This is a genomic window from Brumimicrobium salinarum (assembly GCF_002844555.1).
In the GTDB taxonomy this organism is placed as follows: Bacteria; Bacteroidota; Bacteroidia; order Flavobacteriales_D; family Crocinitomicaceae; genus Brumimicrobium; species Brumimicrobium salinarum.
On sequence record NZ_PJNI01000052.1, the window covers coordinates 1 to 888 of the forward strand.

The 888-nt window shown below is 51.9% G+C and carries 1 protein-coding gene; it reads right to left on the minus strand.

Annotated elements, in window-relative coordinates; genetic code table 11:
• Positions 1-120 precede the first annotated feature (120 nt).
• Positions 121-825 (minus strand): IS6-like element IS26 family transposase, encoded by a 705-nt coding sequence (locus CW751_RS15105; protein WP_001067855.1) that lies wholly within the window; start codon positions 823-825, stop codon positions 121-123.
• Positions 826-888: the final 63 nt, after the last annotated feature.

The following is an 888-nucleotide window of genomic DNA, read 5'->3' on the forward strand; positions in this document are numbered from 1 at the left end:
ATTCACTCCTGAGGGCTTGACGGGTTTAGCCACCTAAATGTAACAGTCACGTCGGTTATATTCAATCCGGCACTGTTGCAAAGTTAGCGATGAGGCAGCCTTTTGTCTTATTCAAAGGCCTTACATTTCAAAAACTCTGCTTACCAGGCGCATTTCGCCCAGGGGATCACCATAATAAAATGCTGAGGCCTGGCCTTTGCGTAGTGCACGCATCACCTCAATACCTTTGATGGTGGCGTAAGCCGTCTTCATGGATTTAAATCCCAGCGTGGCGCCGATTATCCGTTTCAGTTTGCCATGATCGCATTCAATCACGTTGTTCCGGTACTTAATCTGTCGGTGTTCAACGTCAGACGGGCACCGGCCTTCGCGTTTGAGCAGAGCAAGCGCGCGACCATAGGCGGGCGCTTTATCCGTGTTGATGAATCGCGGGATCTGCCACTTCTTCACGTTGTTGAGGATTTTACCCAGAAACCGGTATGCAGCTTTGCTGTTACGACGGGAGGAGAGATAAAAATCGACAGTGCGGCCCCGGCTGTCGACGGCCCGGTACAGATACGCCCAGCGGCCATTGACCTTCACGTAGGTTTCATCCATGTGCCACGGGCAAAGATCGGAAGGGTTACGCCAGTACCAGCGCAGCCGTTTTTCCATTTCAGGCGCATAACGCTGAACCCAGCGGTAAATCGTGGAGTGATCGACATTCACTCCGCGTTCAGCCAGCATCTCCTGCAGCTCACGGTAACTGATGCCGTATTTGCAGTACCAGCGTACGGCCCACAGAATGATGTCACGCTGAAAATGCCGGCCTTTGAATGGGTTCATGTGCAGCTCCATCAGCAAAAGGGGATGATAAGTTTATCACCACCGACTATTTGCAACAGTGCC